31 protein-coding genes and 9 tRNA genes are annotated in these 25717 nt (G+C 27.2%); 7 read left to right on the top strand and 33 right to left on the bottom strand.

The features are described from left to right. Nucleotides 1-38 precede the first annotated feature (38 nt). The gene (locus ACJHWB_RS01195; protein ID WP_483132687.1) at nt 39-1145 is read left to right on the top strand and encodes an endonuclease/exonuclease/phosphatase family protein; all 1107 of its coding nucleotides are present in this window, start codon (nt 39-41) and stop codon (nt 1143-1145) included. A gap of 57 nt (nt 1146-1202) precedes the next feature. Here ACJHWB_RS01195 and ACJHWB_RS01190 read toward each other — a convergent pair whose 3' ends face one another. From ACJHWB_RS01190 to ACJHWB_RS01170, 5 genes are read right to left on the bottom strand one after another with little or no spacing between them, the layout of a single operon-like run. Then, nucleotides 1203-2432, bottom strand: a complete 1230-nt coding sequence (locus tag ACJHWB_RS01190; protein ID WP_483132686.1) for a YbhB/YbcL family Raf kinase inhibitor-like protein — start codon at nt 2430-2432, stop codon at nt 1203-1205. A gap of 5 nt (nt 2433-2437) precedes the next feature. Then, nucleotides 2438-4147, bottom strand: coding sequence for a hypothetical protein (locus ACJHWB_RS01185; protein WP_483132685.1), 1710 nt, complete (start codon nt 4145-4147; stop codon nt 2438-2440). Next, entirely contained in the window at nt 4147-4632 is a 486-nt protein-coding gene (locus tag ACJHWB_RS01180) for an MPN499 family protein (RefSeq protein WP_483132684.1), read from the bottom strand. Before ACJHWB_RS01180 ends, ACJHWB_RS01185 begins: the two co-directional genes overlap by 1 nt. After that, nucleotides 4625-5482, bottom strand: coding sequence for an HAD family hydrolase (locus ACJHWB_RS01175; protein WP_483132683.1), 858 nt, complete (start codon nt 5480-5482; stop codon nt 4625-4627). The genes ACJHWB_RS01180 and ACJHWB_RS01175 overlap by 8 nt, the downstream gene beginning before the upstream one ends. A gap of 6 nt (nt 5483-5488) precedes the next feature. Next, nucleotides 5489-5995, bottom strand: coding sequence for a dUTP diphosphatase (locus ACJHWB_RS01170; RefSeq protein ID WP_483132682.1), 507 nt, complete (start codon nt 5993-5995; stop codon nt 5489-5491). A gap of 35 nt (nt 5996-6030) precedes the next feature. Between ACJHWB_RS01170 and ylqF the strand changes: the two genes are divergently transcribed. Continuing rightward, the gene (gene ylqF, locus ACJHWB_RS01165) at nt 6031-6852 is read left to right on the top strand and encodes a ribosome biogenesis GTPase YlqF (protein ID WP_483132681.1); all 822 of its coding nucleotides are present in this window, start codon (nt 6031-6033) and stop codon (nt 6850-6852) included. Nucleotides 6853-6918: 66 nt separating this feature from the next. Here the strand turns inward: ylqF and ACJHWB_RS01160 are convergent, their stop codons facing one another. The 16 genes from ACJHWB_RS01160 to ACJHWB_RS01085 all read right to left on the bottom strand — a co-directional run bounded on the left by ACJHWB_RS01160 (nt 6919) and on the right by ACJHWB_RS01085 (nt 13730). Next, nucleotides 6919-8292 carry a M17 family metallopeptidase gene (locus tag ACJHWB_RS01160; protein ID WP_483132680.1) on the bottom strand — a complete coding sequence of 458 codons (1374 nt, stop codon included), beginning with the start codon at nt 8290-8292 and terminating at the stop codon, nt 6919-6921. Between the two features lie 142 nt (nt 8293-8434). Continuing rightward, complete coding sequence (gene trmB / locus ACJHWB_RS01155; RefSeq protein WP_483132679.1) at nt 8435-9040, bottom strand: tRNA (guanosine(46)-N7)-methyltransferase TrmB; 606 nt, start codon at nt 9038-9040, stop codon at nt 8435-8437. A 13-nt stretch (nt 9041-9053) separates the two neighbouring features. Then, entirely contained in the window at nt 9054-9539 is a 486-nt protein-coding gene (locus ACJHWB_RS01150) for a hypothetical protein (protein ID WP_483132678.1), read from the bottom strand. 89 nt (nt 9540-9628) lie between these two features. Then, nucleotides 9629-10279, bottom strand: coding sequence for a ribulose-phosphate 3-epimerase (locus tag ACJHWB_RS01145; RefSeq protein ID WP_483132677.1), 651 nt, complete (start codon nt 10277-10279; stop codon nt 9629-9631). Then, entirely contained in the window at nt 10263-11114 is an 852-nt protein-coding gene (gene rsgA, locus ACJHWB_RS01140; RefSeq protein ID WP_483132676.1) for a ribosome small subunit-dependent GTPase A, read from the bottom strand. Before rsgA ends, ACJHWB_RS01145 begins: the two co-directional genes overlap by 17 nt. Continuing rightward, the gene (gmk, locus tag ACJHWB_RS01135; protein WP_483132675.1) at nt 11114-11698 is read right to left on the bottom strand and encodes a guanylate kinase; all 585 of its coding nucleotides are present in this window, start codon (nt 11696-11698) and stop codon (nt 11114-11116) included. The genes rsgA and gmk overlap by 1 nt, the downstream gene beginning before the upstream one ends. Next, nucleotides 11691-12260, bottom strand: a complete 570-nt coding sequence (rsmD, locus tag ACJHWB_RS01130) for a 16S rRNA (guanine(966)-N(2))-methyltransferase RsmD (protein ID WP_483132674.1) — start codon at nt 12258-12260, stop codon at nt 11691-11693. The genes gmk and rsmD overlap by 8 nt, the downstream gene beginning before the upstream one ends. Before the next feature lie 22 nt (nt 12261-12282). Further along, nucleotides 12283-12963, bottom strand: coding sequence for a DNA repair protein RecO (gene recO, locus ACJHWB_RS01125; protein WP_483132673.1), 681 nt, complete (start codon nt 12961-12963; stop codon nt 12283-12285). A 72-nt stretch (nt 12964-13035) separates the two neighbouring features. Then, nucleotides 13036-13111 (bottom strand) — tRNA-Phe (locus ACJHWB_RS01120). Between the two features lies 1 nt (nt 13112). Further along, a tRNA-Asp gene (locus ACJHWB_RS01115) sits at nt 13113-13188 on the bottom strand. Nucleotides 13189-13190: 2 nt separating this feature from the next. Further along, nucleotides 13191-13266: transfer RNA gene (locus ACJHWB_RS01110), tRNA-Met, on the bottom strand. A 19-nt stretch (nt 13267-13285) separates the two neighbouring features. Further along, nucleotides 13286-13376 (bottom strand) — tRNA-Ser (locus ACJHWB_RS01105). A 4-nt stretch (nt 13377-13380) separates the two neighbouring features. Further along, nucleotides 13381-13458 (bottom strand) — tRNA-Ile (locus ACJHWB_RS01100). A 33-nt stretch (nt 13459-13491) separates the two neighbouring features. Then, a tRNA-Met gene (locus ACJHWB_RS01095) sits at nt 13492-13568 on the bottom strand. A 4-nt stretch (nt 13569-13572) separates the two neighbouring features. Further along, nucleotides 13573-13649, bottom strand: a tRNA-Ala gene (locus tag ACJHWB_RS01090). A 4-nt stretch (nt 13650-13653) separates the two neighbouring features. After that, nucleotides 13654-13730: transfer RNA gene (locus ACJHWB_RS01085), tRNA-Pro, on the bottom strand. 127 nt (nt 13731-13857) lie between these two features. Between ACJHWB_RS01085 and plsY the strand changes: the two genes are divergently transcribed. After that, a complete protein-coding gene (gene plsY, locus ACJHWB_RS01080) occupies nt 13858-14523 on the top strand; it encodes a glycerol-3-phosphate 1-O-acyltransferase PlsY (RefSeq protein WP_483132672.1) in 666 nt (221 codons plus the stop codon). Here plsY and rpmB read toward each other — a convergent pair whose 3' ends face one another. From rpmB to ACJHWB_RS01045, 7 genes are all read right to left on the bottom strand, one after another. After that, a complete protein-coding gene (gene rpmB, locus ACJHWB_RS01075) occupies nt 14524-14718 on the bottom strand; it encodes a 50S ribosomal protein L28 (protein WP_022934936.1) in 195 nt (64 codons plus the stop codon). 24 nt (nt 14719-14742) lie between these two features. Beyond that, entirely contained in the window at nt 14743-15093 is a 351-nt protein-coding gene (gene rplT / locus ACJHWB_RS01070) for a 50S ribosomal protein L20 (protein WP_483130154.1), read from the bottom strand. Between the two features lie 41 nt (nt 15094-15134). Next, nucleotides 15135-15335 (bottom strand): 50S ribosomal protein L35, encoded by a 201-nt coding sequence (gene rpmI, locus ACJHWB_RS01065; RefSeq protein ID WP_483132722.1) that lies wholly within the window; start codon nt 15333-15335, stop codon nt 15135-15137. Further along, nucleotides 15316-15972 carry a translation initiation factor IF-3 gene (infC, locus tag ACJHWB_RS01060; RefSeq protein ID WP_483132671.1) on the bottom strand — a complete coding sequence of 219 codons (657 nt, stop codon included), beginning with the start codon at nt 15970-15972 and terminating at the stop codon, nt 15316-15318. Before infC ends, rpmI begins: the two co-directional genes overlap by 20 nt. Before the next feature lie 221 nt (nt 15973-16193). Next, nucleotides 16194-17621 (bottom strand): pyruvate kinase, encoded by a 1428-nt coding sequence (gene pyk / locus ACJHWB_RS01055; protein ID WP_483132721.1) that lies wholly within the window; start codon nt 17619-17621, stop codon nt 16194-16196. A gap of 343 nt (nt 17622-17964) precedes the next feature. Continuing rightward, on the bottom strand, nt 17965-18819 hold the full coding sequence (locus ACJHWB_RS01050) for a hypothetical protein (RefSeq protein WP_483132670.1): 855 nt from the start codon (nt 18817-18819) through the stop codon (nt 17965-17967). 138 nt (nt 18820-18957) lie between these two features. After that, nucleotides 18958-19773, bottom strand: a complete 816-nt coding sequence (locus ACJHWB_RS01045) for a leucine-rich repeat domain-containing protein (RefSeq protein WP_483132669.1) — start codon at nt 19771-19773, stop codon at nt 18958-18960. 62 nt (nt 19774-19835) lie between these two features. Here ACJHWB_RS01045 and ACJHWB_RS01040 point away from each other — a divergent pair, with 62 nt between their 5' ends. Beyond that, entirely contained in the window at nt 19836-20117 is a 282-nt protein-coding gene (locus tag ACJHWB_RS01040) for a hypothetical protein (protein ID WP_483132668.1), read from the top strand. A gap of 35 nt (nt 20118-20152) precedes the next feature. Here the strand turns inward: ACJHWB_RS01040 and ACJHWB_RS01035 are convergent, their stop codons facing one another. Together ACJHWB_RS01035 and ACJHWB_RS01030 are read right to left on the bottom strand one after the other, a co-directional pair. Continuing rightward, complete coding sequence (locus ACJHWB_RS01035) at nt 20153-21241, bottom strand: M42 family metallopeptidase (RefSeq protein WP_483132667.1); 1089 nt, start codon at nt 21239-21241, stop codon at nt 20153-20155. A 40-nt stretch (nt 21242-21281) separates the two neighbouring features. Further along, complete coding sequence (locus ACJHWB_RS01030; RefSeq protein ID WP_483132666.1) at nt 21282-21941, bottom strand: uracil-DNA glycosylase; 660 nt, start codon at nt 21939-21941, stop codon at nt 21282-21284. 199 nt (nt 21942-22140) lie between these two features. On the opposite strand from ACJHWB_RS01030, the gene rplU reads away from it, so the two are divergent. The 3 genes from rplU (at nt 22141) to ACJHWB_RS01015 (ending at nt 24230) form a co-directional block, all read left to right on the top strand. After that, entirely contained in the window at nt 22141-22440 is a 300-nt protein-coding gene (gene rplU / locus ACJHWB_RS01025; RefSeq protein ID WP_483132665.1) for a 50S ribosomal protein L21, read from the top strand. Nucleotides 22441-22446: 6 nt separating this feature from the next. Beyond that, nucleotides 22447-22704, top strand: coding sequence for a 50S ribosomal protein L27 (gene rpmA / locus ACJHWB_RS01020; RefSeq protein WP_483132664.1), 258 nt, complete (start codon nt 22447-22449; stop codon nt 22702-22704). 83 nt (nt 22705-22787) lie between these two features. Continuing rightward, nucleotides 22788-24230 carry a DUF2130 domain-containing protein gene (locus ACJHWB_RS01015; RefSeq protein WP_483132663.1) on the top strand — a complete coding sequence of 481 codons (1443 nt, stop codon included), beginning with the start codon at nt 22788-22790 and terminating at the stop codon, nt 24228-24230. Nucleotides 24231-24313: 83 nt separating this feature from the next. Here the strand turns inward: ACJHWB_RS01015 and ACJHWB_RS01010 are convergent. The 3 genes from ACJHWB_RS01010 to rpsD form a co-directional block, all read right to left on the bottom strand. Beyond that, nucleotides 24314-24389, bottom strand: a tRNA-His gene (locus ACJHWB_RS01010). Nucleotides 24390-24503: 114 nt separating this feature from the next. Beyond that, nucleotides 24504-24938, bottom strand: coding sequence for a peptide-methionine (R)-S-oxide reductase MsrB (gene msrB / locus ACJHWB_RS01005; RefSeq protein WP_483132662.1), 435 nt, complete (start codon nt 24936-24938; stop codon nt 24504-24506). 34 nt (nt 24939-24972) lie between these two features. Continuing rightward, on the bottom strand, nt 24973-25593 hold the full coding sequence (gene rpsD, locus ACJHWB_RS01000) for a 30S ribosomal protein S4 (protein ID WP_483132661.1): 621 nt from the start codon (nt 25591-25593) through the stop codon (nt 24973-24975). Nucleotides 25594-25717 lie beyond the last annotated feature (124 nt).

Below are 25717 nucleotides of genomic sequence, written 5' to 3'. Positions count from 1 at the left end.
AATTGGTAAATTTTTTTAATTTTTTGTACAATTTTTGCATGAAGAAAAAATTTAAGTATATTTTAATTTCTAGTTTAATTCTAACTATGAGTATGGGAGTTGGTATTGGTTTAGGTGTAAAATATGCACTCAAACATGATAAGCAACAATATCAAGGCGTTATTGTTGGTGATTCAGAAAATAATACTTCAAAAATATCTAACAACTCCTTAAATCAATTTAAATCATTGCGAATTGGATTTTGAAATGTATTAAATTACATTAATAAAGAAAACAGCGCTAAAAGTTTAGCCATTGCGGATGTAATCAACTATAATAAAGCTGATTTAGTTGGACTTGCAGAAATAAAACCCCAAAGTGATGGTTCTATAATTGTAGATGATTTAAATAAACTAGATCCTAAGGCAGAGTGAGCTCAATTAACTACAGAATCTGAGGGCAAACCTAACCAAAAAGAAAGATATACTTTTTTATACAAAAAATCATTATTAGAAATTATTGATTTTAATTCATCCAAAACCAACCCTTACCTAATAGCTAAAACTACTTTCGAATTTGCAAGACCAGTTGTAGCTGTAAAATTTCAGACCAAGGGTGATATTAAAAATGATTTTACTGTAGCTTTAGATCATTTTGATGCTCCTGGTCCTAATAAAAAGCACCACGAAGCTTCAAGTAGTTACAGCGAACAAGGTGAGCAAGAAGTAAAAGAAGGTGAGCATTTGATTGATGCTCTAAATTATGTAGATGAAAATGATGGTTCAAATAATGAAATTATTTTTATGGGGGACACAAATATTAAAGGTAAGAATCACAGCGGTGTTTTTGCTAACACGCTCAAAACTTATAGATCTTTATTAAGTCCTAATGATCTTAGTTCTCTTGGTAAATATAAAAATAAATATTCAAATTCATATGACAAAATCTTTTATAAAGGGGATTTAAAAACTCGAGATGCAGAGGTTTTTGATTTGTGAAGTGTTTTTGATAAAAATATTATTGATGAAGATGTTTTTCAAAACTTAAAAAAGAAAGATAACAAATTAAAACATCTAAAAGACATTGAATCTAAAATTCGCACAGGTATAAGCGATCATGCCCCAGTCTTTTTCACTTTAGAACTTGATAAAAATGATAAAGATTAATTATTAAAAAAAGTGTTTAAAATAAACATTTCTTTTAATATAAATTTACTAATAAATTTAAACTAATTTGAAAAAAGTTCTATTATATGCCACTATTTTACCTTTGATGGCTTGTAGAACATCAGTTGCATTTAGTTTTTGTCCTTTAGTTTTTTCGATAATTTCTCAATCAATTTCTTGGTTGATTCCAAAAATTTCTAAACTGTAATTCCCTTGCCCATTTGTGAAACCAGGCAAAAATAATAAACCATATGAATGATTGATTAAATCAAAATCTGTAACATTTTTTCCTATAATAGATGCAATTGTTTCAGCACTAGGTCCTGCAAAAGTGTTTTGAATTTGTATTAAATCTTTGCTTTTTTCAAAAGGATCATTCCCTGCTAAAACAATAGTTTTATAACTATTATTTGCTTTTTTAATACCAACCTTAATTCAACAAACAAGTCCTACTCCAAGTGAAGATGTTTCTGCAAAACTAGTAACTAAAAGTACATATTCTTTAATATTTTGTGACTCACTATAAATTTCTAAATCAAAATTTTGAGCACCATAAATCAATGAAGGGGCTTCTTTTCCAAGATGTTTTATATCTAAAAGATGATAGTTGTTGTTTCTAGCTTGTAAGGCATTTGAATGAAAATTAATTTTGTCAAAACTAACAAAAAAATTACTTTGTTCTTCAGAAAGAGGTAAATTTAATTCATCTTCTGTAATTTCTAAAGGAATAATTCGACCTTCTTCAACCTTAGAACGAGAACGATATAAAAAACTTGTAACGCCTCAATCAATTATATGATTTTTAATTAATTCTAAAAACTGATCATAAAATAAAGGTTGTTTTGGATCGAATGAAGAATCTTCTAAAATATCGCTAACATCTAAAGCAAAAACTTCTAAACGGTAATTATGGTCACAATCAGGTGGAAAAGGACCAAAGTAAACACCATTTGGATGACTTTGATAAAATGATTCTAACATATAAGCACTTGCTTTATTTGTTACACTATTTTCAAATTGAAATAGTTTGTCTTTTTTTGAAAAAGAATCATCTCATTTTAGTTTATTTGTTTTAATATTAGCAACCACTCAATGAATAAAAACAGTACCCAATGTATTTGTAGACTCATAGTCTACTAAAGTCACTGCATATGATTTTGCATTTTTAACTTTAGACCAACTCAAAGGAAAACTAACAGAATTTCTAAAATTTCCTCCTAAATTACCATTACCAAATTGAGTATTTAAAACTCCTCCCACAACATTGGGAATTTTAATTTCAATCATTATTTTTAATTACCCTTCAATAATGATGCGTCAAAAGGTAATGGATAACCTTGATCAACTGCTAAAACATTTCAAAGAGTATGAACAAATAAATCTTTATTAAATTTTCAATTTTGAGGCTCAATTGTGTTGTTTTCTGTTGTTAAAAAATTATTGACAATGATTCTTCTAGTCAAACTGATCACCTTTATTTTTTTAGGATTATTGTTATTACCTGATTTTTCAGCTGCATTTAACTCTTCAATAGAAAAACTTGGAGCTGTAATTAACACACTTGGATCTACATTTTTAGGTTTGTTAGTAGTTTGCTCAACTAAATATAACTTATAAATAACATTTTCTAATTGGTTAGCTGAATTTGCTTTAGTTTGTGAATCTTGAAAAAAATAAGGTTTTAAATAAAACTTAGTTTCTGTTTCATTTTCTTGGTTTTGCCCAATTTTTGTATCTTGAATTTTTGAATCTTCTTTATTTTCAACACTATTTTTACTGTTTTTTTCAGGGTTCGTGTCTTTTTCAGTTAAATTATTTAAGTTTTTTTGATTATTTTGTTGATTTTGATTTTCAGAGTTATTTGATGTATTGGTTGTATTTTCTTTTTCATTTTTTTGACTATTTTTTTTATTTGCATCCTCAACCATTTGTTGAAATTCATTCATTAATTTAGATTGTTGTTCAAAAATAGATTTTTTAAAAATACCAAAATTAATACTTGTGTCTTTTAAAGAACTTTCTATTACTTTTTCAATATAATTAAGTTTGTTAAAATCATAATCGAATCAAAAAGCATTTTCATGACCATTAGATGTGTTTTCAATAAAATTATCAAGGTTAGAAAGTGAACTTTGTAAAATAGTTATCTCACTAGGTTTTTCATTGTTAGATATTTTTACTGCATAAGTTTTTTTAGCAAGTTGAAGTGCAAGTGAGTTGTACAAATATAAGGGATTAAAATTAATATTACCTTTATTGAAACCAGCTCCATAATTATAAAATCAATTGTAACCTGTGATTAAAGTTTTGTTATCTTTAGAATATGTGCCTAATTCTCTTCATTTGCCCAAGTACTCACTAGCATTTAAATAGGATGTACCTTCGTAAAATCTTTTTACATATTTTTGAAACTCATTTTTGACTTTTTCTGAATCAAAATATTTTTCCCAATCTGTTGTATTTACTATATCAAATATTTGATCATTTATAGAACGTATTATATTAGTTAATTTAGTAATTGTTTCTTTTGCTTTTGCATCATTTGTTGTTTGATTATCTATTGATTTTACATCATTTAGTGCTGTGTCCAATTTCGCTTTAAAATCATCAAAGTTCTTTTTTTCATAAATGCTAAAATTGGTATTTATTAGATTTGCTATTTGTTCTATTTTACTTATTGTTTCATTAAGTGTTTCTTTGTACTTCTCTGCATCACCTATTTTGTTAGCAAGCGGGCTAACTGTTTCAATCATATCATTTACTTTGCTATTTAAATCAGAAAAGTCTTGGGCTGCATAACTAGCTATAACTTGATAATAAAATGTGTCAGCATTTTGTGTTTCAATCCCAAGTGGAACATCAATAATATTTTTAAGTAATTCTTTTTCGCTTTTCTTCAGTTCTTTTTTTTCAAGTGTTTGATTTTGTGCACAAGCCACAAATACAAGTGGAACTAAAATAGAAGAACTCAAAAAGAGTAGTTTAGTTAAAGATTTTTTCATTATCGTCCTTTTTTAAAACCAAAAAATCTTCAATAAAAGTAAACTTGTTCTTTTGAATCACCATTTAATGCTTTAATTAGCAAATTTTGATAATACTTTTTAGAAAAAAATGGGATTAAACCCTTATAAATTAAGGTCAAGCCTTTTTTATCAAAGTAAATTTTACAATTTTTTACTGGTTCAAACAAAATTTTAGCACCATTATCTAATTTTTGTATTTCATTAATGTTTAATTCAAAATCAAAACCTCTAAGTTTTGTTAATAAATTAAATTTTTTAAATTGTTTATCACCATTAAAATTAAAAATAACTTCTTTATTTTGCAAATTAAGAAAGCTCACTATATCGGTTAATTTATTAAATTTTTTAATTGACATTGTTGATATTTTGAATGAAAAAAACAAATTTTGAACTGAAGGAACTACTCAAAAACCATTATTATGATGATTTATCTTAACTTTAGTTATTTGATTTCATTTATTCATAATTCAAAAACTTCACTATACCTTTATTGTCGCAAGAATCCGTTTCAAATGTCGCAGCTTTTTTAACAGATGGTTGCGCCTGGCCCATAGCAACAGAATATTTAACCCGACCAAACATTGGAATATCATTTTCTGCATCACCAAATGCAATAGTTTCTTCTAAATTTAGATTGTAATTTTCTTTTAAAAATAACAAACCTTGACCTTTATCAAAACCAGCCAACATAATATCAACCACTTCACTTTGACCTTGAACTAAATAAACATCCTTAATAGATTTAATAATATTTTCAACTTCTAAAAAATTAGATTCAGGGCTATCTGATTTAATTAGTAAAAATTTTACTATTTTATGATTATTAAGTTTTTCTCAATCATAAGTAAGTAAGTCATAATAATTTATAGGATTTTTAAAACAATCAACCGTACTTTTATTATATTCTTCTAATTTATTGAATCAAAATCCTTTAGTTTTATTAGGGCTAAAAGCTAGCATTTTTTCAGTTGTATATATCAAAAAAGTAATTTCTTTTTCTTTAAGTATTTTTACAATGTGATCTACTTTTGACTTTGCAAAAAATTTTGCATAAATAACTTTATCTTTGATATGATCATAAATCATTGCGCCATTGCAACTAATTATTGGATAATCTGGCTTAATTTGTGAATAATATTTCTTTGTGTAGTATCATGCACGACCAGTGCAAAAAATAATTTTTTTACCCTGATTTTGAAGATTGTTCAAAGCTTTAATTGATGAATCATCAATAATTTTTTCGGTATTTAATAATGTTCCATCTAGATCAAAAACAAAATTTTTAATTTTAGAATTTATTTCTTTTTTTGTCATTTTTTACTAATAATTATTTTTTATTCTGTTTATATTTATTTGATGTTTTTGTTCATAAGCTTTAAAAATCATATCATCAGTTCAACCTCGAAGTTTCGCAAAGCCTAAAAAATAACTAAATAATTCACGTAAATTTTCAGCTGTTTTGTTATTTAACATATTTGTTGCTAGACTAAAAACTTTTTTAGTTTGTTCATTTAAATCTTTTGAAACAACAACTTTTTTTTCAATTTGAGAATCAACTGCAAAGTGTAGACAAGCTGAAGCTAAAAAGTGAATTGCATCAGCAAATTCCTCTATTTCTTTTTCATGATTATTTTTTTTATGTTGTTTTCAATATTTAAACGCCTCTATTTCATTACAAAATTCCGCAATTTCAATAATGGCCGCAATAATCACTTGGTCTTCTCAAGTTGAATTTTGTGAAAATGATGGATTATTGTTTTTCTTGATATATTCACCAAAATTTTCATCTAATTGTTTTTGTTTGAAAAATATCTCTTTTAAATTCATAATTATAATTTTACTATTTATTATAATTTAAACAAATGAAAATTAATTGATTTCCTGGCCATATGGCCAAAGGGCTACGCTCTATACATGAAAAAGCTTTATTGGCTGACCTTTTTATCGTTGTTTTAGATGGTAGAGCGCCGTTAAGTAGTTATAATCCTGATTTAGATAAAATTTACCCAAATAAACCCAGGTTGATTTTAGTTACTAAAAGCGATTTGTCTGATAAAACTAAAATCAATCAAGCTATTGATCAATTAAAAAGTAAAAATAGCGAAGTTTTAGTTTTAAACTTAAAAGATATGAGTTCTAAAAAAATTATTTTTAATAAACTAAACATATTTTTACAACAAAAAGTAGATAAATTAAAAAATAAAGGTTTTATTAATACTGATTTAAAAATTTTTGTTGTTGGTATTCCAAATGGTGGTAAATCTACTTTAATTAATTTGTTAACTAAATCAAAATTAAAAACAGCCAATATTCCTGGAGTAACTAGATCTAATCAATGAATAAATGTGGGTAATTTTATGTTTTTAGATACGCCTGGAATTATGTTTCCAAAAATAGAAGATCAAACAAATGGTTTTAAATTAATTATTTTAAATGCAATTCCTATCGATATTTTTGATTTAAAATTCTTAACTCTCAATATTTATAAATTAATTTCAAATTGTTGTTCTAATATTTTGTTGCAATTAAACTTGGAACCATCAGAAGATGAATTTGTTATTGAAAAAAATCTTGAAAAACTAGCTAAATTGAAAAATTTTTCTTCTAAAAATGGTTTTGATTTAAATAAAACTATGTATTGATTTATTAATTTTATTAAAAACCAAAAATTATTTTTAGATTAATAAATTTTTATTTTCAAAACAAAAATAAAAAACCCGAATAATTTCGGGTTTAATTATTTAAATTATTTATTTTTTTAAAATAAATTCAATTAATGATTTAGTCATCACACCGGTTGGTGTTCTTTTAACATCAGCTGTTCCAGCAATATCAAGATGTAAGAAAGGTTTGCCTTCACTAAATTCATCTAAAAACATAGCGGCTGATGAAGATCCTGCAGCACCAGTTAAATCTGTGTTTTTTAAATCTGCAATACTAGATTTACGAATTTCTTGAGCAAAATCCTTGTGAAGTGGCATTCTTCAAATTAATTCACCACTTTCCTTTGTTGCTTCATTAAAGGTTTTAAATAATTTTTCATCTGTTGCAAATGCACCAGTAAAGGTTTCACCAAGAGCTACTCTAATTGCTCCAGTTAAAGTTGCAATAGTAATGACCTCTGAAGCTTTTAATTCGCGAATTGCATATGTCATCGCATCAGCAAGGACTAAACGACCTTCAGCATCAGTGTTGTTGATTTCAACAGTTTTACCATTCATTGATTTTCAAACAGCATCAGGAGTGTTTGCATCCCCATTAACTCTATTGTCAGTTAAAGGTAAGACTGCACAAACATTTGCTACTGGAGCAAATTTAGCAATAGCGTCCATTGCAGCTGCTGAAATGATTGCTCCTGACATATCATATTTCATGTTAGCCATATATGATGATGGTTTTAGATTGTAACCACCTGAGTCAAAAGTTATCCCTTTTCCAACAAAAGCTGTTTTTTGTTCTGAACCTGGAGAACCGTTATATTCAATAACCACTAATCTTGGTTCATAAGTAGACCCTCTATTAACAGATAAAAATAAATTCATTTTTAAATCTTTAATTTCATCCGCATTTAATACCCTGACAGTTAAATTAGAATTTTTAGAAAGCTTTTCTTGAATCTTTTTAGCTAAAAATTCAGAATTAGCAATGTTAGGTGGCATGTTTTGATAATGACGAGCAAAGTTAACTGCTTGATTAATGGTTTGATATTTATCAACTAAAGGTTTGAGTTTGTCTACATCTTTACTTACAACAATAATATCTTTGAATTTAGCTCTAGTTTTTTCTGCATCTGAACGTACTGAAAAAATATCTGATCTAACAAAAGCAACAACTTCAATCAAATACTTTAAAAAATTTAAATTAAATTTATCATAATTAATTTGAATATCACGTGGAAGTTGGGCTATTTTAGATGCAAGTTGACGCATACGGTCTTTGCCAAACTCTTTATTTTTACTTCCTAAAAAAATGTATGCTTTCTTTTCAGAAAGGAATTCAGTAATATGAAAATCTTCCTTTATTAAGTAAGGAATGTTGTCTTCGGTGTATGCAGGCTCAAGTGTAATAATACTTGAGTCGAATTCATTTGCATATTTGATAAACGCATCAATAAATTTTGTCATAATATAATAGCCTTTGTTATATTTACTGAAATAATATTTTCTAAAATTTTAAAAATAATATATTTTATATATTATAATCCAAAATTTTAAAAATTAATTGCTTAAATTTTACCAAAAAAAAAAAAAAAGCTTAAAAATTTAGTTATAAAGGGTGCGCTTCTAAATAAAAAATATTTTTTCCTTTTTCAGTTCACTTTTTTTCATAACTTGTTTGAATATTCTCTTGAGCAAAATAAGATTGGGTAATGTCATTAATTGCATAATCAATAACTCATCTATTTTCAATTAAAGATTCTTTACTAAAGTTAAAAAAACTTTCACTATCAGTCTTTAGTCTTAACTTTCCATTAGAAGATAATAATTGTTTGTAAACATTTAAGAATGTTTTATAAGTTAACCTACGTTTTAAATGTTTCTTTTTTGGTCATGGATCACTAAAAGTTAACCATATTTGATCAACTTTACCTTCTACTCAATTAGAAACTTCTAATAAGTCCTTGCACAAAATAAATAAATTGTTAGATGTATGATTTTTAACAAATCTTGCAATTTTTACTGCAGCAGAAGGGAATTTTTCAACACCTAAAAAATTTTGATTTGGATTTTTTTGAGCTAGAGAAGCTATCATCTCACCCTTACCCATACCAACTTCTATAATTCAATTTTCATTAACTAATATAGGTTTAGTTACTAACAAATTTAATTCTTCTAGTTTTTCAAGAGCGTTTGGTATATTTTTTAATCTCATTTAAAATTTAAATTTAATTTCTATTTGGACAATCTGGATGGTGGTTGCTTCTTAAACTAGCATGACTATCTATAATTCCTGCTTCAATTTCAAGAATTGAAAAACTTTTGTGATTAATGTGATTATAGTGAGGTGTTAAGACATCAATTTTTTCTCAATCATTTATTTTAACTAAATAGCCATCTTTTTGCACACCTTTTAATATCATTACTAATGATATTAAATTTCAAATTATAACAACAACTAATAAAAGTACACCAAATAATGTTATCCCAAAAACTTTATTAGAAATAACATCTTGTATACTTGATGCATCATACATTGCTCTTGAAATGAAAACACACAAAATAGCAACAATAGTTAATCCTGCACGAATAATTGCTTGGTTAATTCGACCTAAATATCACAAACCTGCACCGAATAAACCACCTACTGCTTCATAAAAGAATGCTTGACTTTGTGATAATCCGTCTTTTCTAACTTTAGATAATTTGCTCATAATATTCCCTTTATTATAAATTAATTAAAGTATACTATAAAAATAATTTTTTAGTCTGTTTTTTAACAACTATGTTTAAATAATAAGTATTATTTTTTTAAAAGTGATGTAATTTTTTGCTTAGATGGCTTATGTGCTAAAAAAGTCCCAACAACAACTATATCTGCACCTGCTTCAAAAACTTTTCATGCATTAAAGTCTTTAATACCCCCATCCACTTGAATCAAAACATCTAATTTATTTTCATTTATGTAAGCTCTTAATTGCGAAATTTTTTCATAACTAGATTCAATAAATTCCTGTCCTCCCTTGCCGGGGTTTACTGACATAACTAATATTAAATCTATTTTTTTTAACAAGTATAAAATAGATTCAACTTTTGTTTCTGGTTTTATTGCTACTCCTATTTTTATACTAGTTCTAAATTCCGTTATTATTTGGTCAAGTTCTTCTTTTGACACACTTTCATAATGAATTGTTGCATAATCAACATAAGATATTAATTCTTGAATAACCATTCTTGGATTTACACACATTAAATGAACGTCACTTGTATATTTTGAAAATTTACCAATAATCTTTTTTATTTCTGAAACTGAAATTGCTGCAGACTGAACAAATTTTGAATCCATATAATCATAATGAATTCACTTAATTCCTAAATTAAATAATGTTTGTGCTAATTTAATTCTATTTGATTTTGTTGCGTTTAATAGTGATGGGCTAATAATTTTTTTCATCTTGTTTCCTCAAAAAATAAAGATAATTTTTATATCTAAAAGGCAAAATAGTTTTCTTTTCAACTTCTTGCTTTACAACGCAAATTTCTTTATTTTCTTGCATGTGAAGACAAGTATTAAACTTACATTTTTTAGCTAGTGTAGCAAATTGTTCAAATGCAACTGCTATTTGTTGTTTGTTTAAATTAATTTCAAAACTTGAAAAACCAGGTGTGTCAATAATTTGAAAATTTTTATACCTAATGACTTGAGTCACTCTAGTTGTATGTTTTCCACGGTTTAGTGCTTTTGAAATGCTTTGAACTTTATAATTTCCATTTGTTAAATTATTAATAAAACTTGTTTTTCCTACCCCTGATTGGCCAACTACAAAACATAATTTATTTTCCAAGATATCTATAAGTTGTTGATTAATTTCTTCTTTATGGTTTAGAATAAAAATTTTGTAACCCATCTTTTGATAATTTAAAATGTCCGTTGGGATAGACTCAACTAAATCAGCTTTAGTAATTATAATAATTGGTGTAATTTGTTTGTATTCAAATAAAAGTAAAAGTTTATCCACTAATAAAGATGAAAAATTAGGTTCTACAACTGAAGTGACAATAATAGCTAAATCAATATTGGCAACTTTCGGTCTATCTAAAAAATTTTGGCGTGTTTTTACAATTTGAACCAAACCTTGAGGATCAAATTCAACAATATCACCAACTAAAGGTGTGATATTTGATTTTCTTAATTTGCCACTTCCACGCAACAGTTTATATTCTTTTTGATTTTCAAAACTTAAAACATCATAAAAACCTGAAATAATGCGTGTAATTCTACCTTCCACTAACAATGCCCTTGTTGTTCATCTAGCAAAATTTTTTCAATTTTGGCAACACAATCAGCAATATTATCATTGACAACAGTGTATTTAAATAAATGTTTTTGTTGAATTTCTTGTCTAGCTTTTGCCAATCTCTTAAAAACTTGTTCTTTTGTTTCTGTTAATCGATTTATCATTCTTTTTTCAAGTTCTTCTAATGATGGTGGTTCAATGAAAATAGTAATAAGCTCTTCGCTACGATTTTCTTTTTTATAGTTTTCGATAATTTGAAGAGCTCCAACTGTATCAATTTCTAATAAAGGCAAATAACCATCTTCTTGAATCTGTGAAATTTGAGATTTTAAAGTTCCATAGTAATTATCAAAATGAGAACTTCACTCTAAAAAATCAGAATTTGCAATTTTAGATTCAAATTCTTGTTTAGAAATAAAGTAATAATTTACTCCATGAACTTCATTTTCACGTTTAGAACGAGTTGTTGCTGAAATAGAAAGTTTCATTTTTATTGCTTGGTTTTTAAATAAAACAGATTCAACGGTTCCTTTACCAACCCCGGAAGGTCCAACTAAAATAATTAATTTATTCACTTATAACACCATTATTATTTTGTAAAAAAAAGACAGTATTAGGTCCATATTTTTTAAATTTCGTTATTTTAAAACCACCTTTTTCTAGTGGAATTAATTTTGAACCTAAATTAGTTTTGTAAATTAAAAATCCATCATCACTAAGTAGTCCTAGTTTGCTAATATGACTAAAACATTCTTTAGTTATTTGTTCATTTTTATGCGGAGGATCTAAGAAAATAATATCAAATTTTTGACCCTTAACAGAAAAAATAAGATCTATTGCGCTTCTATTAAAAACTTGATAGTCTTCAATTTTGTACTTTTTTACAACTTCTACAATATTATTAAAAACTGATTTGTTTAATTCCGAAGCCAAAACTTGTGAAGCACCTCTTGAAACTGCTTCAATTCCTATTGCACCCGTTCCCGCAAACAAGTCTAAAACTTTTTTATCAATTAAAAAAAATTGCAAACTAGCAAAAATAGCTTCTCTAATGCGATCAGACATTGGACGAACAATTTCAAAATCAGGATTTTTTATTTGAGCTCGTCGATATTTTCCAGAAATAATTCGAATCATAAATTAGCAAAATTTTAGCATATTAATTGAACATATATGTATTTTCAATTAAAAAATTGTAAATAATTTCAAAACAAATAAAAGAATAATTATAGTTAATTTGATTTAAAAATATTGATAAACTAAAATTAGACCAATAAAAAATTGCAAGAGCATCTTTTTTTATAGCTTTGTGAAGTAAATTATTTTCATGCTTCAAGCATTGCATTCCTTTTTCAAAATCAAAATTCACTAAATTTTGATTAGTTCCACAAAAATAACACTTATGAAAATTTGTAATAAATCCTTGAAGTTTAATTCATTGAATTAGTAAATAAACAATTATTGCTTGATAATTTTCACTATTTCACTTCAATAATGCTTGTTCTAAAGATGAAAATAATTTAGGCAAATAGTTTGACGTAAAAGTTAATTGACTTATTATTTTTCAAAGTTGTATACCAATATTTTGAGTAGTATTTAATTCTTTAATAAGATAAGCTTTCTTTAGTTTAGATATTTTACCTTCTTGTCTAGCAAAAAAAATTTCAAATTCAGCCAAAGTTCCTAAATTTAAACTTGAACGATTTTTACTTGTAGCTCTAAGTGTACCCAAAGCTATAAAACTAATAATTCCTGTCGAAGTTGCAATTTTTACAATTTGATCAAAATCAGCATAATTTTGAGTAGAAATTACAATTCCTTTAATAATTTTTTCAGGCATATTTACAAATATTAAAAAAACCCCAAGGGGGTTTGAAAAAAAGATTAAACAAATTCTCAGATTAATGAGATATGGTGGCTCCGACAGGAATCGAACCAGTGACACACGGTGCTTCAAACCGTTGCTCTACCTACTGAGCTACAGAGCCATGGCGGTCTAGACGGGGATCGAACCCGCGATCTCCTCCGTGACAGGGAGGCGTATTAGCCACTTTACCACTAGACCATTGGTTGCGGAGACTGGATTCGAACCAGTGACCTTTGGATTATGAGCCCAACGAGCTTCCACCTGCTCTACTCCGCTATATTACTTTTCATATTTTTGGCGGGCAATGAGGGATTCGAACCCCCGCGGGCTTTAACACCCCTGCCAGTTTTCAAGACTAGTCCCTTCAGCCACTTGGGTAATTGCCCAAACTGGTGGACACAACTGGATTCGAACCAGTGACAAGCCGGTTATGAGCCGGTTACTCTAACCAGACTGAGTTATGCGTCCAAGATAGAAATATGAATAAGAATAAATGTTTGATGGTGGCTCCAAAGAGACTTGAACTCTTGACCTTTCGGGTATGAACCGAACGCTCTAGCCAGCTGAGCTATAGAGCCATAATGGTGGAGAGGAAGGGAGTCGAACCCTCTACCTCCTGCGTGCAAAACAGGCGCTCTAGCCAGATGAGCTACCCCCCCATAATGGTGAAGAAGACAGGATTCGAACCTGCGACCACTACGTCCCAAACGTAGCGCTCTACCAAGCTGAGCTACTTCTCCGTGTGCATTTTTTCAAAAGCAAAAAAAGATTATAACACATTTTTGAAAAAATTTTTAAAAAAAGTAGATAACTTGTTTTTTTAAATCCTGCTTAATTGGTTAATAATGTTATAATTTTACAACAATTATGCTAATTTTAGATATTATTTTTAACATTATTTTTTTAATAATAGGATATTTAGTAGGTTCTATCAATTTTTCTATTATTTTTTCAAACAAAATTTTTAAAAAAGATATAAGAAAATTTGGTTCAGGAAATCCTGGTTCAACTAATGTTTTAAGAATTTATGGTAAAAAATGGGCAATTTTAACATTAATAATTGATGCCTTAAAAAGTATTATATCTATTTTAATTACTTTTATTTTTTATAAATATGCGCCTTTATTTAGTCAATTGTTACCCATAGTTGCTGGAATAGGAGCTGTTTTAGGTCATATTTTTCCAATTTGACACAAATTCAAAGGTGGAAAAGGAGTTGCAACTTTACTTGGTTGTTTTGTAGCTTTTAACTTAGTTTTAACTTTAATTGGATTTTTTATTTTTATTTGTATTGTTTTGCTTTGACGTTATGTTTCTTTAGGCTCAATTTTAACTCCGCTAATTATAATATTATTAGCCTTTATTCCTTGATTTACCACAGGAGAATTAGGTTTTTTAAATAACAAAAAAGTGGATTACTTTATTCATCCACTTTTAATGTTGTTTACACATTTGTTTGTTATTTTTTCTCATAAACAAAATTTAGTTAGATTGTGAAATAAAACTGAAACTAAATTTGGTTCTAAAAAATAATTAAATGTGTCCTAATTTACGTAAAGTTTTTTTGGTTTTAGCGCTAACTTTTAAAGTTATTTTTTGACCATTTTCATTTTTAATAACAACTTTTTGTAAGTTAACATTAAATTTACGTTTGGTTGCCTTTAAAGAGTTAGGTCTATTATTACCACTCATTGGCCCAACATTTGTAAGAGCGTCTCTTCTTGCCATTTTTTTCCTATTTATCAATTAAAATTATTTTGCATTTTGTGCAAGTTTTACAATTTCTGAAAATGCTTGAGGTTGTTGAATTGCAAGCTCAGAAAGCATTTTACGATTAATTTGAATTTCAGCTTTTTTAATTCCGTTCATTAGTTGTGAGTAACTAATACCTTGCTCACGGGCCGCTGCATTTATACGACTAATTCAAAGTTTACGAAATTCACGTTTTACTTGTTTACGGTCACGGAATGCATAAGTTCATGATTTAACAACAGCTTGCTTTGCAACTTTGTAACCTATGGACTTATGTCCCCAGTATCCTTTAGCCTCTTTTAGTCATTTTTTACGACGTTGACGAGTAACGGTTCCACCTTTAACTCTCATAATTAATTCCTTTCAAATTGAATATTAATAAAAAATTTAAATTATTTAATAATTAAATCTTTTAATCTTTTTGCATCACCACTTGACATTAGTGCTGATTTTCTTGAGTGACGTTTTTGTTTAGTTGATTTATTTTGAGCTAGGTGAGAACGAAAAGCATGTTTATGCTTAATTTTCCCACTTGCTGTAACTTTAATACGTTTTTTAAGAGCTGATTTGCTTTTAGCTTTGATTTTCATTATTAGCTTGTAACTCCTTTTCGATTTCTAGTAATTCTTTTAATTGTTTAGAAGAAGTGATTTTAGGAATTTTTTTCTTGTCACGTTCTAAATGCATATTAAGAAAATTACCATTTTGATTTATTTCTTTACTCAATTTAGCAATATACTTAACTTCTTCAAAAAATTGATTTAGAACTTGTTTTCCTTGTTCAATTTTAGTAATCTCACGACCACGAAAACGCAAAGCCACTTTTACACGATCCCCATCAAGAAGAAATTCTTTTGCTTTTTTAGCTTTAATTTTGATATCTTGCAAGTTTATGCTAAATGACATTCGAATTTCACGGTTGACAGTAAAAGATTGCTTTTCTTTTTCTGATTTGTGTTTTTTCTTGTTATCATAACGGAACTTGCCATAATCAAGAATTTTTGCGATTGGTACATTTAAAACTTTACCATCACGGCCTTCTACTTCTTTAATAGAAACTAAGACAAGATCTAAACCTCTCTCTTTAGCTAATTCAATTGCTTGACTAGTTGGCATATTACCAATTTTTTCATTATTATCATCAATTACATAAACATTCGGAAAACGAATATTTTTGTTAGTTTGGTGATCAAATGTTGGTTTAGATCGAGAAAAAAATTTTGGATTCAATAGGAATTTACTCCTTAAGTAGTTTTACTACACTTTCTAAATTTAAAAATAAAAAAGCGGATTTGAAATCCGCTATACTGAAAAAAAACAATAATTTTTAATTAAAAAATTAAAGTTATTATTTTTTTCTAATTAACCCACAGCCATTTGGCCATCAGGTGAGAGCGAATCTTCTTTCTTGCAATAAAATGCAACTTTAATTGTACTATATTTATTAATTTTTAATAAGTAAATTCTGTTACTTTTTCGTTTTCAACAACTAGGAATGTATCTCCTGGTTGAACTCCGAAAGGTTTTAAAACTTCTCTAGCAAGTTTGTAATCGCTTTTAATTGCTTCAAAATCTGCTAGTGAATTTAGTGAAACAAACACTGAAGATGTAATTCCAAATCCGCCAATTAAATCAGGATTGTTAAGCACACCAATAACGGCAGTGTTTGGACGAAACTTAGCAATGGTTTTTAATAACTCACCTGTTCTTGAAAGAACAATAGTATATTTTATTTCACGATCTTGTGTAATATGTGCAAGTTTATGAGCTATTTTAGCACGATTACCAACTGAATTTTCAGTAATTACAGCTAATTGTTTATCATAAAATAATTTGTTATAAAACTCACGTTCTGCTCTTTTATTAATAGTTGCCATAACTTGAACAGATTCAAGGGGAAATTGACCTTGAGCTGATTCACCAGAAAGCATTGTTGCATCAGCTCCAAGTTCAGTTGCTCAATAAACATCAGAAACTTCTGCTCGTGTAGGTTGGGCTGATTTTTCCATTGAATCAAGCATTTGTGTTGCGACAACAACAGTTTTACCTGCAAAACGACATTTACGAATAATTCTTTTTTGTTGATAAGGAACTTCTTGAAAGGGAACTTCAAGTCCTAAATCTCCTCGAGCAATCATAATCCCATCAGAGTGCTCAATAATTTTATCAATATTTTCAAGTCCTAATGTGGATTCAATTTTAGAAATAATTTGAATATGTTTTCCACCATTTTCATCTAATAATTTACGCAATTCTAAAACATCTTCTGGTGTATTCACAAAAGAAGCGGCTACATAATCAACTTTTTGTTGTATTCCAAACAACACATCTTTTTTATCTTTTTCAGATAAAAAAGGTAGCGAGAAAACCACTCCTGGCATATTTAGACGTTTATTAGATCTTAAAAAGTGAGCATTTTTAGTTCTTACTTTAACTTGGTTTTTAAAAATTTCAACCACAATAGATTGTAACTTTCCATCATCAAAAAGTACTTGATCACCAACTTTTAAGTCATTATCAATTTGGTGAGAAACTGTGATAGCTGAGCTAGTTCCTTCAAAATTTTGATAATCATTTGTACTTGTTAAAACAATCAATTCTTGATTGGCAGATATTTGTTGTCCACCATTTAACATTTTTCCAACACGAATTTCTGGTCCTTTAGTATCAAGCATAATTGAAATAGGAATGTTTAATTCGCGTGAAGCTTTTTTAGCATTTTCAAATTTATTTTGCTGTTCTTCATATGAACCATGAGAAAAATTAGCTCTAATTGTGGTTACACCAGCTAAAATTAGCTTTTTAAGAACTTCATAATCTTGAGTAGAAGGACCCACTGTAGCAATAATTTTGGTTCTTTTTGAAATAAAATCTTGCATATCGTATAGCATAAATTGTTCAACCTTTTTGTGAATTTTTATATTTTGCAAGTAAACAAAATGTGTATGAGCAATAACTCTTATTGAAAATAATACCACAAAAAAATAATTTGTGAATTTAAAAGTTTTTTTATTCTTTTAAAAAATCTTCTTTATTTGCTTATTAAAAGAAAGTTTATCCAACTTTTTTTATAACAAAAAGCACACTCTATCTGTTTCTTTTCTTAATTTTTATATTAGTATATTTTTTAAAAAAATATATTTACAAAATGACAACTTATTAAAGTTGTATTATCGACTAGAATTCAACAAAAACCATATCAAAATAAATATTTCCCTGATTTTAAAGTTCAGTTATATTAAATTGGTAATTATCTAAATTGTTAATTTTATCTACAATAACAAAATGAGTTGTTGATGAAAAACCAAGACTAGGTGAAACTGCTATTAATTGATTTTCTTTTGGTTCAATATGTTTATATTCAAATTCAATGTTGATTTTATTATTAACAATCTCTAAATTTTTAATTCAATATCCCGATCCTTTAATTACTCAATTATCTGAGTAGGTTTGAAAATCCAAACCATTAACAACCAATATTGATTTTAAGCTAAAATCAAATTCTTTAAATGCTTGTTTAAATTCGCTAGCTTCAAGTTTGTTTAAATCTTCAAATCTATTAACGATGCGAAAAATTTTATTTTTATTCAAAAGAATGTTGTTGCTTTGTCAATCACTAGCAATTTTTAATTTTATTTCTTCAATCTTATTTAGTAGTTGTTCTCTTTTTTTTCGTTCCAACAGTAATGATTGATAACTTTTTGCATCAGATTTTACATCAGAAGATTCATAATATTGCTTTTCAATTTTTTTAATTTCATCAAAAGAATCAGAATATTTTGTTTTAAAATTATCATCAATTATTCTTTTTTTCTCTAGTAAAGAAAATAAATTTAATGCACCTCACAATCTTCCTTCAGAAAAATGTCCAAAATTAGGACTGTGCAACCTTAAAACTTTTAGCCCATTTTTATTTTCAGATTTTGATCAATATGATTCATTTGTCAATTCATTATGCTTAACACACGATACAACTATTGATGGAATTGAAACTAAAAGTGATAAATTAATCAAAGGAATTATAAATTTTCATTTATTTTTAATAATATTTATTAATAATTTTCTGCAACTTAACATATTAAAATAATACAATAAAAATTTTTATTTCTAAAAAATTTTTATTATTTAGATTTTTTCCAAAAATTGCATCTTCTTTTTTTTTTTTTTTTAAAAAAAAATGCAAATTGTTTAAAAATTTTTTGTTTTTTAAAATTACTATACAATTTTTAGTTCTTTCTCAAATTTTCGTTCTAATTGCACTTTTAGGTTAAAAGTCTTATTTAATTCATGATTTAAAACAAAAAATGTTAAATCTACTTTTTCAACACCAAATTTATTTACTTCTTTATTATTGTGCAAAACAATTTGTTCTAATTTAGTTCACTTAAATGAATTAAATATTTTAAACAAGTTGCCAAATTCAAGTTCTAATGAATTTGAATTTTCAAATAAATCAAAATTTTTATAAAAATCAAGAGTTAATGTTGTGAATTCAATTGATTTTGAGTTACTTGATAAATCAAAATCACCTCAAATATGAACTATTTTTGGTTCATTAGTTGCAAAAGCAAAATTATCTAACACAATTTCTTTTTTTTGAAACACAATTTCATCCAAAGGGTTACTTTCTAATATATCATAACCTATTTGATCAATTGAAGATTTTAAATAAATTGTTTTTATTTTATTAAAAGAAAAAGAACTATTATCTATTATTTTTAAGCTAGATGGCAATTCTAAATTTGAAATTAAATTATTTTCAAATGCTGATTCACCAATTTCTTTTAACCCAAAAGGCAAAACTACATTTTTTATTTTATTTAACATAAAAGCAGATTGTCCAATTTTTTCTAAGGTATTTGGCAAAATTAGTTTTTTAATCTTCAAATCCAATGCTGAAAAAGCAAAATCATTAATTTTGCTAATTTTTAGCGATGACAAATCCAAAATTTCTTTATTAAAATAAGTTGGATCCTGCAAAATTTCTAAAGCCTCAGCTCTAGAAATAGTATTTTTAGTTAAATTTTTCACTTTTTTTCCATTTTTTTTAATTTTTATATTTTTTTTCTCATCTTATAGCGAAAGGAGGTCAAATGAAGCCAAATACTAGTTTTGTAAAATTAAGTGAGCAAGAAAAGTATGAAAAGGGTGGAGCTGGGTTTGTGGCTCAAATTCCTAATATCATTCTTTTAGCAAATGCTATTGGTCCTTTATTTTTATCATTAATCGGCGGAATCAAATCACTTTTTAGTCATTCTGGTGAAACTAAAATTAATAAAGATTCTTCAATTAAATGAGATGGCAGCAATTCTAAAACAGGAAGTTCAACTGCTGCTTCAAAAGAAACTAAACAACCAATCTACTTTATTTATTAACCCTATTACTTATTAATTAAATATTTTATTTTTTATTACTTATAAACAACTTTAGATAATTGTTCATTATCAAATTCTAAAATAAACTTTTCAATTAAATTAATTGCTGCTTCAATATCTTTTAGACTTACCACCCCATAAGTTGAGTGAAGATATCTTTGAGGAATTGAAATACTTACAGTTGGAGCTCCATATGCAGAAAATTGCAATTCATCAGCATCTGTTCCACCACCTTGTGAAACATATTTATAAAAAGGAATTGAATGTTCTTTAGCTATTTTTTCCAAAATTTTAACAATTTTAGGGTCCATCATAGTGCCTGCATCAGCTACACTAACAGCAACGCCAGCCCCTAATTTTTGAATTCCTGGTATTGCTCCTTCAGTATCGTGTGAAGCTCCAGTGTCTATGGCAAAAGCGATAGTAGCATCATATTTTTTAGCAATCATTTTTGCACCACGACTACCAACTTCTTCTTGAACAGTACCAACTAAAATTGGATTGTTTGGTAAATTTTTGTGCGCAAGACGATGTGCTAACTCATCAATGACAACCACTCCTGAGCGGTTGTCTATTGCTTTTCCTGCAACAAAATCATTATTCTTAAATAAAAATGTTTCATTTTTTAGGTAAATTCTATCACCTGGTTGAACACCCGCTTCTTCTGCTTCTTTTTTTGAAGCAAAACCAAAATCTACAAATAAATCACTTACCTTTAGAGCTTCTTTAATTTTTGCAGATTCCATAATATGAACAGATGTGTGCCCTACTACACCAAAAAATTCTTGGTCAGTTGAAGTGATTAGTTTAACTTTCGCACCAATAAACACATTACCTCATATTCCGCCAACAGATTTAACTTTAATAAATCCTTTTTCAGTTACATCAAGAACCATTAATCCAACTTCATCCATATGAGCTGCAACTAAAATTTTAATTTCTTTATCTTTATTTAGTTTGCTTTGTATTATTAATGATCCTAAACCATCACGGTCATAGTCAACTGGTAAAGTGCTTGTGCTTTCTTTTAATTTAGCAACAACATCATCTTCAAAACGTGACATTCCATCAATTTCAGTATATTCTTTAAGTTTTTTAAATAAATCTTGTTTATAAGTATTCATAAATCTCCCTGGGATAATCAAAATTATTTTACCAAAAAAACTATAAACATCAATCGATTGGCTCTATTAATTTACTTTTTAAAAATTTGTTTATATCTACAAAAACTTTAGAACCTAGAAAACTAATATGAGCACTAAATGGTGAAGGATGAGAAAGAGAAAAAACTTTTTGATTAGAAAAATCTATGTTTTTACACATTTCATAGGCGTGCTTTCCTAGTAATAAAAAAACAACATTTTTTTTATTTTTCACTATAAAATTTAACAAATTTTTTGTAAATTCTTGCCAACCTAAATCTGAATGTGAATTAGGTTTGCCTTTTTCTACAGTTAATACAATATTATGCAATAACACTCCTTGTTTGGCTCAATTTTTTAAGTTACCATCATTTTTTTTGCATGAAAAACAATTTTCCAATTCTTTAAAAATATTTTTAAGTGATGGTGGCAAAATCTTATTTTGAGTTGAAAAGGCTAAGCCATCTGCCATGTTTGGTGTGTGATATGGATCTTGACCTAAAATCACTACTTTTAAATTTGGAAATTTGCAAAATTTAATAGAATTAAACAAATTATTTTGAGAAGGAAAAATTTCGTTATTTTCATAAGATTCTTTTACTTTTTTTAATAAAGTTATAAAATAATTTTTTTTCTTTTCTAAGTCAATAAAATCTGAAAAAGTTATTAATTTATTATCCATAATTTGTATAAGTTTAATGCTAATAAAATATTTTTGAACAAAATAAAGGAAAATCTTAATATTTTCAAAATAAATTGTATATAATTTTAAAGTTACTTTTTTTCTATAGAATTCAAATCCGAATTATTAAAACATAGTAACCATTCTGAAAAGGCTTAAGCGTAGCGCCTCAAAGATGATATTGAACACAAGGAGTTTTATGTTTGCAATTATTAAAACTGGCGGAAAGCAGTTGATAGTTAAAAAAGATGAAACTATTTTTAGTGAAAAAATAGAAGGTGAAGTTGGACAAGAAATTGAATTTTCTGAAGTTCTATTCATTAATGGAAAAGTAGGAAAACCTTTTGTTGAAAATGCAAAAGTAGTTGGTACTATCGAAAAACAAGGAAAAAGCAAAAAAATTGTTGTTTATCGCCACAACCCTAAATCTACTCACAAAAGAAAATTAGGTCACAGACAACCTTACACTAGAGTAAAAATTACAAGTTTGAAAGGATAATTCGAAATGGCAAAGACTAAAGCAGGTGGTTCCACCAAGAATGGTCGTGATTCCAAGGGAAGACGACTAGGTATTAAATTAAGTGATGGTCAATTTGCAACAACAGGTTCAATTATCTTTAGACAAAGAGGAACTAAAATTTTTCCTGGAAAAAATGTTGCAAGAGGCAATGATGATTCACTATTTGCTTTAATTGATGGTTTTGTAAAATTTGAAACCGTGAAAAAACGCAAATATGCTTCTGTTTACACAGAAAGAATGTAAACTAACAAAGCTTTAATTATTAAAAAAGTCCTAAACTTAGGACTTTTTTAATTTAAATTTATTTTTTTGATATTATTTTAAATATGAAATACTTAAAAATTAAATTAGTAGATAGATCTACCTTAACTTACGAACTAGAAGAAGATGGGCAAAAAGGAGATAGATTTTCTTTTAATAATGAATTAAACTTGTTTATTGAAGAACAAAAAAAAGAAATTATTGAGCAAACAAAAAAAACTACAATTGATGATGTTTTACAAAATCATCCTGAAATCAAAAAAATGCGTGAACAAATTCATCTATTAAATAAGGAGAATCAAGAAAGCAATCAGCAAGTTGCTCATAGCCAAAGACAAATTAGTGAATCTGCTAAAGGATTTGAAATTCAAATTATTAAATTAAAAGAAACAATTAAAAATTTAGAGACAACTAAAAACAATGAAATTCAAAAGGAAATCGCAGAACAACAACAAAAACTTCAAGAAGAATTTTCTAAAAAAGAAATTGAATTAACAGAAACTTTTTTTCAAAACAAAGAAATTCTTAACAACGAGTTAAAAAACAAGGAAACTAATTTAATTGAAAAATTTAATCAAGAAAAAATAAAATTTCAAGATGAAATGAATGAAAAAATTAAATTAGCAGCAAAAAACAAACTAGAAGAAGAACTTGAACTGAGAACTCAAGTGTATATAGAACAAATAAAAACCTTGAAAGAACAAAACAAGGAATTACAGGATAACATTGATAAGTTTCGAGAAAAAAATATTAATTCTAAAATAATTGGTGAAGGACTAGAACAATGAATTTTAGAAAATTACAATAGAATCTATCCTAGTATTGATACTAGTAGTGAAGAATTTAGTTTTACTTTGCAAAAAGATAATAATGTTGTAGAGGGTGATGATGGTGCAACTAAGGCGGATTTTATTTATACAATTTTGAATAATAAAACAAAAAAAGAAGACATAATTATAATTGAAGCTAAAAGTGAGTCTAAAAATAAAGAAGGAAATCAAAAAAATGCAAGTTTTTTTCGCAAACTCGAGTCTAATCGTAAGAAAAAAGGTGCAAAATATGGGATTTTGGTTACAGAGTTAGAAGATAAAAATTATTTTACAATAGAGAAAGTTCCTGGTTTTGAAAAACTTTATATGTGTCGCCCTTATTTCTTTTTATCTTTTTTAAATATTTTAAAAACTTTTATAATTAAAGAAACAAAAATAAATGCTATTAGCTGAAATTTTGAAGAAAGCAACAAAATTTTAGAAACATTTAATAAATGAAAAGAAGATAAAATTATAAAGTTGTCTGAAAAAATAAAAGATAAACTAGAAAAAATTATTGAAAACGCAGATGATATTAATAAATTTGCTGAAAAAATTAGTAAGCAAGCCGACAATATTAGAAATGTTATAGATGAAGTTATACAAAAGTATAGCAAAAAACTCACTGATGAAATAGAGACTTTTAATATAACTAGAAAAATTGTTAAACCTATTGAAAAATTAGAAAACAACCAATAAAAACAAAAATACACTAAATAATTAGTGTATTTTTTATATATAAAAAAGAGTCAGTTATCTGACTCTTGGTCTTTTTAAAGATATGGGGCAGATGACGGGGATCGAACCCGCGTATGTCGGAACCACAACCCGATGCGTTAGCCACTTCGCCACATCTACCATGTTTATACCTTTGTAATAAAGGTATATTAACTTAAAAAATAATTATAAATTATTTTTTGTAATTTTAGTAATAAAAACTTAATATTTTATAACTCAAGCAATCAAATCAAATTATTTAAAATATTTTAAAAAAATAGAAAACCCTTCTTTTTCCAAGTCTTCTTTAGCTATAAAACGCAAAGAAGCCGAATTTATACAATAACGCAATCCACCTTGCTCTTTAGGACCATCTTTAAACACATGACCTAAATGTGAATCGGAATTTTTAGACCTAACTTCAGTGTATACATGCCCTGGATATGAAAAATCAGGCACTTCTACTATTAAATCATTATTAATTGGTGCGGTAAATGCAGGTCATCCAGAACCCGAATTGTATTTAGTGGTGGATAAAAATAAAGGTGTTCCATCAACAATGTCAACATAAATTCCATCTTTATAATTGTCATTGTATTCATTTTCAAAAGGTTTTTCTGTATAGTTTTCTTGAGTTACTTTGTATTGCAACTCAGTTAAATGATCTAGCTTTTTTTTAAAATTTGACATTTTGCAATCCTAAATCAAATAAAGTTAATTAAGATTATTTACTATAGAATTCAACAATTAGTGACTCTTTGATTTCAGGATTTAATTCACTTCTCTCTGGGAAACGAAGAACTTTAGCACTAAAGTTTTTAGCATCAACTTCTAATCAAGCTGCTGGAGTTTTTGTTTCCAAAGCTTTTAAAATTTGCTCATTTTTACGAATTTTGCCTTCTTTTTTGGTTGAAAGTTCAAACACATCACCTACTTTTAATTGAATTGAAGGAATGTTAACTTTTTTACCATTTAATGTAAAGTGGCCATGGTTAACTAATTGACGAGCTTGTTTACGAGTTTCAGCAAAACCTGCACGGTAAACTAAGTTATCAAATCTTGACTCCAATGCTTTTAAAAAGTTAGTTCCGGCAACCCCTTGTTTCTTAGTTGATTTAACAAAAGTGTTACGAAATTGTTTTTCACTAATTCCATACATAAAACGAACTTTTTGTTTTTCATTTAAGTGTAAACCGTATTCAGAAAGTTTAGCACGACGAGTTGGACCATGTTGCCCTGGTGCATAACGACGTTGTTTTCCTTTTGCAAATTCTTTGCCAGTTTCTAAAATTGAAAAATTAAAACGGCGTGATTTTTTAAATACTGGACCAGTATATCTTGACATAATTCTCCTTGGTTTAAAAATTTTTACATTTAATTAAATCCAGAGAATAAATAATTCTTTGTATAATTTTAAATCTAATGCTTTTGTTTTACAGCATAACTACTCGCAAATCTATGCAAATTTA

The organism is Mesomycoplasma sp. (assembly GCF_056854695.1).
The sequence above is the reverse complement of the archived record's forward strand: the minus strand, read 5'-3'. Positions and strand labels throughout refer to the sequence as shown.